Source organism: Lachnobacterium bovis DSM 14045, from assembly GCF_900107245.1.
Classification (GTDB): Bacteria; Bacillota; Clostridia; order Lachnospirales; family Lachnospiraceae; genus Roseburia; species Roseburia bovis.
Map to the genome: position 1 here is coordinate 96,023 of NZ_FNPG01000011.1, position 7,133 is coordinate 103,155.

Annotated in this window: 8 protein-coding genes; 2 read left to right on the forward strand and 6 right to left on the reverse strand. The window is 28.8% G+C overall.

Annotation, left to right across the window (positions count from 1 at the left end):
- Positions 1–83: 83 nt before the first annotated feature.
- Entirely contained in the window at positions 84–1,502 is a 1,419-nt protein-coding gene (locus BLV79_RS05570) for a GGDEF domain-containing protein (RefSeq protein WP_074716943.1), read from the forward strand.
- A 197-nt stretch (positions 1,503–1,699) separates the two neighbouring features.
- Here BLV79_RS05570 and BLV79_RS05575 read toward each other — a convergent pair whose 3' ends face one another.
- The gene (locus BLV79_RS05575; RefSeq protein WP_074716945.1) at positions 1,700–2,704 is read right to left on the reverse strand and encodes a helix-turn-helix transcriptional regulator; all 1,005 of its coding nucleotides are present in this window, start codon (positions 2,702–2,704) and stop codon (positions 1,700–1,702) included.
- Positions 2,705–2,780: 76 nt separating this feature from the next.
- On the reverse strand, positions 2,781–3,245 hold the full coding sequence (locus tag BLV79_RS05580) for a hypothetical protein (RefSeq protein WP_074716947.1): 465 nt from the start codon (positions 3,243–3,245) through the stop codon (positions 2,781–2,783).
- A gap of 347 nt (positions 3,246–3,592) precedes the next feature.
- Here BLV79_RS05580 and BLV79_RS05585 point away from each other — a divergent pair, with 347 nt between their 5' ends.
- Positions 3,593–4,024: a hypothetical protein gene (locus BLV79_RS05585; RefSeq protein ID WP_074716949.1), complete on the forward strand. Its 432-nt coding sequence runs from the start codon at positions 3,593–3,595 to the stop codon at positions 4,022–4,024.
- A gap of 118 nt (positions 4,025–4,142) precedes the next feature.
- Here the strand turns inward: BLV79_RS05585 and BLV79_RS05590 are convergent, their stop codons facing one another.
- From BLV79_RS05590 to BLV79_RS12735, 4 genes are all read right to left on the reverse strand, one after another.
- Entirely contained in the window at positions 4,143–4,886 is a 744-nt protein-coding gene (locus tag BLV79_RS05590) for a flavodoxin family protein (RefSeq protein ID WP_083354466.1), read from the reverse strand.
- Positions 4,887–4,937: 51 nt separating this feature from the next.
- Positions 4,938–5,213, reverse strand: a complete 276-nt coding sequence (locus BLV79_RS05595) for a macro domain-containing protein (RefSeq protein ID WP_074716950.1) — start codon at positions 5,211–5,213, stop codon at positions 4,938–4,940.
- 118 nt (positions 5,214–5,331) lie between these two features.
- On the reverse strand, positions 5,332–6,645 hold the full coding sequence (locus tag BLV79_RS05600) for a transglutaminase domain-containing protein (RefSeq protein ID WP_159429330.1): 1,314 nt from the start codon (positions 6,643–6,645) through the stop codon (positions 5,332–5,334).
- 116 nt (positions 6,646–6,761) lie between these two features.
- A partial coding sequence (locus tag BLV79_RS12735) for a hypothetical protein (RefSeq protein ID WP_159429331.1) occupies positions 6,762–7,133 on the reverse strand: 372 nt, incomplete at its 5' end.

A 7,133-nucleotide genomic window follows, 5' to 3' on the forward strand; every position in this document is an offset into this window, starting at 1 on the left:
TTCGCTAGTCTTTTTTATTAATATTGTTTATACAAATATTAATAACGGTAATATAAACTAAAAAGATTTAAGGGGTTGTATCCATGGACGAATTAAATTATCACATTCCAAAAGAAGTTATAAATTTTAATGATATTTCTAAAATAGAAGATAACGTAGAACGAGCACATGCATATATCAACTTAGGAACAGATGCTTTAAATCGTGGAGAATTTACTTTATCAATTGATGCCTTCATCGAAGCTATTAATTGCAGCGAAACAGATTCATTAACTCAACTATTAGCAAGAAATAAAATTGCAAAACAATTTCAAATATTAGGACATCCAAAGGAATGCATAGAGCTCACTAAACAACTTGAAGAAATATATTCTCAACAAGCTAACTGCGCAGATAACTGTACAGTTGATTTTATCAATAATAGAGTATTAAATCTATGCTTAATGTTAGATTCCCTTACTAGAATTGATGATTATGAACATGCCAAACAGATATTAGACACAATAACTAAATTCGAAACAACTAAAGACATTCAGCTTCAAGTGATTGCTGCACATATTCAATACTATGGTGGTATTCATGATAAAACCAGAGAAGCCAAATATTTAAATCAATATTTTTCTATGGTTTCCAATACTTTTTATAATGATCCATCACAATTTCAAAAAATAAATGAAATGATAACTTTTTTGCTAATAACTCAGCACATTGAAAAAGCTAAAGAATTAATGGATATGATGCAAAAGCCTATTTTAGATAGTCATAATCAAAGCAGTAAGATAATATTCTTAACAAACAAAATAATGTATGATAAATGTATTAATGATAATGAGCAGCTTAATAAGGACATTATACAATATCACTATATAATTAATATTCAAATTAATAATGGAATTTTTAGTGCATACGAAAACACAAAATTTCGTATAAAAGCCGATAAACTGAGACGTGAACAAAAGAAGATGCTTGCGGAGAATCTTAGACTTCAAAAAGAAGCTATGACAGATTCTCTTGTAAATCTCCCAAACAGAAGTGCTCTTGATGCCGAAGCACTTAAAATATTCAATCAAGCTTGTTCGAACAAATCAAATTTTGCAATTGAAATGTTAGACATTGATTATTTCAAGCAATTAAACGACACCTATGGACATCAAACTGGAGATAAGGCTTTAATTACTTTGGCGAATTGTTTAAAAAAAATACAGCAAGACAATGTTTTTGTTTCTCGATATGGTGGCGATGAATTCTGCATCCTTTATTACAATTTATCAGTTGAGGAAATAAAACATATTTCAGAATCACTTTATAAAGAAATTGAAAAAGCCAAGTTTCCAAACAATAACTCAAAAGTTTCACAATATTTAACTATTTCACAAGGTATCTTTGTAAAAATTCCTTCTGAAAATGATAACGTTTGGGATTATTTAAAAAAAGCAGATAATGCATTGTACGAAATAAAGGAAACAAAACGTGGATCCATTATGATAAAAGTGGATGAGTAAAATATATAACGTAAAATATAAAGTGTAATGTAAATGTAAAAAAACACCACAAACGCACTAAACGATGAATCTGTAAAAAGTGCAATTACACAATAAGTAAAACACCTGAAACTAACAGTATCAATAATGCTCAAACTATAATAATAATTGATATGATACTTAGCAAACTTCAGGTGTTTTTATTTATTCTAAGCCTTCTAATAGTTCTTTAATTGTTCGAGCAAATATTCTTTATATTTCTCCTTAACATGTAAAGGACTTATTATTTTTGCGCTCATGCCTATTATGAAAAACCAACCAAAAAATGTATTAGATACACCAACATTCATCAGTGTCGTGCCATACCATCCATCACCTTTGTCCATCATTCTAATATCTGTTCCAAATCGATCAATTATGACACCTAAAACATCCTTTTTAAATTCAATTTTAACATTTTCTTTTTTTGCAGCATACATATCAAAGTTAGAATTTACACAACCAACTATGTCATATGTATCTGTTTTGCCAGGACTAGACATTCTCTCATTTTCCACGAGTTCAATATCTTTCATCTTATCAACTCTGAAAAATTTTTCTTTGTTAATAGTCTCATCTATACCAATAAAATAATAATTTTCATCATTATACACTAACGCTCTTGGTGATATTGAATATAAAAAATTCTCATGTCTTTCTTTAAGTTGTATTTTATTATCTTCATACACCCATTTATAGTACTTAAATCTAACTATTTTTTTCTTGGTAATAGCCTCATTTAAAGTATCAATAACCTCTAACACAACATGATTGTTCGTCTTGATACGTCCTCTTAGACGCACCTGATGTTTTAAACCATCACTTTCATACTTGCTTGAAAAAAGTGATAATTTCTTAATAAGTTTTTCTGAAGTATCTTCTGGAATGAACTTAAAAGCCTGGCTGGCATCAACTAGAATTTTCAGTTGTGAAATCGAAAGTATTTTGTTAGTCAAATAATAATAAGTATTGACACCTTTTTTCTTTTTTTTGATTTTAAAGCCTCCAAGCTTGTTAAGTTCATTAATATCAGCATAAACTGTTTTACGCTCAACAAGTATTTCATAGGATTCAAGCTTCGAAATAATCTCTGGAGTCGTCAACCCGTGATTCTCATCGGTATATATCCAAAAGATTTCTAGTAATCTAAATAGTTTAAGTTTCTGGTTTTCACTTCTAGGCATTTCCCAATTCTCCTTCTAGTTCCTTAAGTCTCTATATTTGAAATATTCCCCTCATACAACTTTAAGTATACTCCTACTAGAAATTATTGTCATCATCTTGCCTTACATTCTGATCAATTGTTCTGTAATAATTTTCATTTCTTTTTGCATCAAACAAATCGACGTTCATATCTGGATTATCAGAAAGCTGATGTTTGTTTCTCAAAAGTGAAGCTATAGCCATCATTGTATTTATGAAGCACCAAATTCCCCATATAAGAAGATCTTTGAATATTCCAGTTGCTCCAATAAATGCCATAAAAGTTGCTATACCAAATAAAACAATAAGTGAAATATTGCCACCTTTGCCTTTTGATTTTCTAGTTGCAATAGATACTATTCCTCCTGCTAACATCAATATTGCTACCAAAATTCCAGCTCCACCTCCTGCATCTTTTCCATCTCCTAGTGAATTTGCAACACCTGCTGCGCATGATTGTAATGCAACAACTACGAATAAAATGATTGATAAAATACCACTAACTAATTTCCATGTTTTCATAATATAGAACCTCCTTAAAAAAAATTAATTTATTACTTGTTTATGCTTTTTCTTGTGCTAATTATATTTTATTGTATGTCCAAATAAGTGGATTTCAATCAACTTTTCTTAAATTGTTTTTTAACTTTTTTTGAAAAAGGAAAAAATATTGTAGAAAAATCTCGTTAATATAATAAATTCTTTAAAAAAATTTTTATCGAAATTATAAAGAATATTAAAAGCATAAAGAAATTCTAGTAAATTTTTTTACATTTTCTAATGATTTATAAAAAAAAATGAGATATAATAGTACACATAGAGACAAAACATTACAATAAACATCGCAAATAAAAAGGGAGGGAGTATTTATGGCAGGCGTTATAATCTACACAACAATAGTAACTTTAGTAACTTTGATTTTTCTTTTGATTGGATTAGCTTCTTATCATTCAATTGACCCTGTTACAATCAATTCGGGAGAAACACCACCCAAAAAAGAGGAATTAATCGACGTAAAAGAATGGAATCATGCACACGGACGAGTTTGGTTTATTTTTGCAATTACATTTTTTTTCACTTCACTTATTTTCTTTTTTGGAATCTCACATTTTGCAAGGATTGAACTTCAAGTATTTTTATACTGCTTATTTATTTTTTTAGAAATTATGTGGATAGAAATACAACATGGCAGACTTAAAAAAAAATTGTTATTAAAAAATATAACTGAAAAGGTCAGAGAAAAAGTCAACGAAAAAAAAGTCGAGAAAATCGAGGAAAAACAGATTAGCAAACTTCCATAAAAAGCCAACAACAAAAAAGCATCAAAATCAGACTTTAAAAAGTTCTGTTTTGATGCTTTTTTAATATTTATCTAGTTAATTATTATTGAATTTTTAAACTCTTGTTATTGCTTAATTTTTATTGTTTTTTCCATGGTTTGACGCCATCCATCCAACCATTTTCTTTCCAATAAAGATAATCTGCATATTGGGGATTAGTTTTACTAATATTTTTTTGAATGTTTTTTACAATAAAAAATTTAATCTTCGCACTGATATTCGTATGCGATGGTTTTGAGTAATCAATCGACTTAATTTTCTCTGCAGTTTTCTTTAAATCTTTTTCAATTTTACTGTGTCTTTTTTCTGAAATTTCATCAAAACCAGCCGAAGTCATCAATTTATACTTCCTTATCATAATCGAACTAACGCCCCACCACGATAAACTATCTTTGATATCTTTAGCTGCTTTCGCGCATCCGCCACCCAAGCATTGTGTTATTATCACAGCTCTTTTCCCGAACATTTCTTTTGCGGGTTTATGAATTATCCAACGATAAGCAAAATGATCTAACATGTTTTTTAATGCACCTGTCACATGATATACATACGTAGGACATGTGAAAATTAATAGATCAGCTTTTCTCATAGATTCATCAATTATTTGAACATACTTAGAATCTTTGCATGAGAATTCATTTTTTAAAACGCAATTCAAACATCCCGTGCAAAATGAAGGACAATCTTTTGGTAGATAAAATTCCGTAATATCTGCATAATCTCGTAACTCATTTAATAACATTTCTTTAATCTTGTATGTTGTCCCCTTCTTCGAAGTGCCATTAATCACTGTGATTTTCACTATAACTATACCTCTTTTCATATTTTAAAATTTGGGGGTAATTATCTCCCTACCCTTTTTTCTTTTCACAAACTAGACTTTATTCAATATACCTTCACCTATTTTCATAATTTTATTGTCTAATACTGCAAAAACAATATCAATATCATAATCTATATTATTATTTATAAAATCATTGCATGCACTTATCGCAATTTTCCATGCTTTATCTATTGGATAGCCAAAAATTCCAGCAGAAATAACTCCACACACTCCTCCGCCTTCCCAAAGACCAGTATTTGCTGCATTTACTATAGCCTCTGTATCAAGTTTAGTTATTCCAATTTTTTTTATTATGATGTTACTCATATTATCGCCTCTTTTAAAGATAATGTATAATTTTAATCTATAAATATAATCTATTATTTCTTACATTTTTACTATGCCTACAGTGTAGCATATCTGCATTTCATTATCCATTAAAATTTTATGATGCATAACGATTATAATAATTGTCTGCACCTTGACGATTTTCATTTACTCCAACCTCTACATAATGCTGATAATATAGAGGTAAATCATTTCCAAATTTTGTTCTAATATCGCTATAACTATTCATGTAAAAATAGACATCAAAATTAGAACTTGCTCTTCTTCCTTCTTCCATTCCTGTTTCCATGAAATGATCTAAATAAGAACCATCATAATATCCTAATTCTCTTTGTAAATCTCTATTATTATTTCTATAGTATTTAATATTAAAAATAGGATCTAAATAGTTTTCATTTGATGTTGGCGCCTTTACTCTACCTTTCCAAACCGCATATAATTCGTGATTTGAATTATCTACTTTTATTTTAGCATCACTTACAAGGAAATAATCCACTCCCATTATATTAGCAGAATCATTATCATCCCATGTAGCATCGACGTTATACCATTTGCTTCCAATTCTAACTCGTGTCCATTCATGTCCTGAACCTGTAACACAAACAGATTCGTATCCTAGAGCATTACAAATCATTGCATATGTTTTTGAATAACCTGCACAAACAGTTTTTCCTTCTAAAACTGCACTTACAACACTCTGATCAATCTCACCTTCTTGATAAATTGTGTTTTTATCTAAAATATTTTCTAAACTTCTCATTTTTTGCATAGTTGTTTTTTTCTGGTTTACTGTTTTTATCCAGTTTTCAACTTTGTTCTTCAATTGATTAGCAACTGCAACTCTATTACTTCCTGAAACATATCTTGGATAAATTGTTAATGTGAAAAATGGTTCATAATTTGAAGTAGTTCCATACCAATATTTAACATCTAAAAAGAAGAATTGTGGATTCTCTGCCTCAAAAACATTAAAAACTTCATCTAAATCCTGTGGTTTGATATTTTTATTATAAACAATTTGGCCAATTACGTGATCTCCCTGAATTGTATCATTGCAGTTAATACTAGAGTTGTTTATTAATTCTGTACATCTATTATATAATTTGTTATATAAATCTTTTTCATCAGAAGTTAACTGATTGTAATAATATCTTGCGCTATATTTTCCCCAGTTATAGCTTGCTGCATAAGTTCTCTTTTTGATAGTTTTTTCACCACCAATTAAGTCTCCCTTATTGCTCTTTTCTACGAATTTCTCTTTTAATTTGTGTCCTTCAATTTTCTTTAATCCTGTCTTAGACTTAGCCGGATTTGCTCTTTTTGCATAGACGTTGCTGCCACTAAATAACAAGCACATGCAAAATAGCATAAATCCTCCTGTAACAAATTTTGACAAACTAATTTTTTTCATTTTTTTAAGTTTTCTCATCTTTCTAGTCCTTTCTTGAGTCAATTTTTATTTAGTCAGTCAATACTATAACACATTATTAAGATAATTTAAATAAAAAATAATACTATCAGTTTTCTTTAATTAACGTCTTTTTTATTTAATAAAATATTGCCCAAAAATACAGCCATAATTATATAGCATAAAATGTATTTCCATAAATCCGACACAAATTTTTGTTGTGAAAAACAAATATCTACTGCTGAGAAAATATTGTTTTTAACTATTTTATTAATAAAAGGATTTGAAATCTGTGAACCTATTTTTGAAATTAGTAAGCCTAAATTTCCTGTAAAAAAAACAAGTTGTATGATTAACGAAATTGTATATTTTTTAGTCAAAATATTTAGAACTATTGCTGTGACAGCAAACACCAAATCAACAACTATAAATACTAAAATCGATTCAGCATTCTCTCGTACACTTATTGCACTATTTATTTTATATTTGGC

Excerpts from the sequence above, each read along its gene's own strand:
- BLV79_RS05570 (WP_074716943.1), top strand. The coding sequence starts at position 84 with ATGGACGAATTAAATTATCACATTCCAAAAGAAGTTATAAATTTTAAT.
- BLV79_RS05595 (WP_074716950.1), bottom strand. The coding sequence starts at position 5,213 with ATGAGTAACATCATAATAAAAAAAATTGGAATAACTAAACTTGATACA.
- BLV79_RS05575 (WP_074716945.1), bottom strand. The coding sequence starts at position 2,704 with ATGCCTAGAAGTGAAAACCAGAAACTTAAACTATTTAGATTACTAGAA.
- BLV79_RS05600 (WP_159429330.1), bottom strand. The coding sequence starts at position 6,645 with ATGAAAAAAATTAGTTTGTCAAAATTTGTTACAGGAGGATTTATGCTA.
- BLV79_RS05590 (WP_083354466.1), bottom strand. The coding sequence starts at position 4,886 with ATGAAAAGAGGTATAGTTATAGTGAAAATCACAGTGATTAATGGCACT.
- BLV79_RS05580 (WP_074716947.1), bottom strand. The coding sequence starts at position 3,245 with ATGAAAACATGGAAATTAGTTAGTGGTATTTTATCAATCATTTTATTC.
- BLV79_RS05585 (WP_074716949.1), top strand. The coding sequence starts at position 3,593 with ATGGCAGGCGTTATAATCTACACAACAATAGTAACTTTAGTAACTTTG.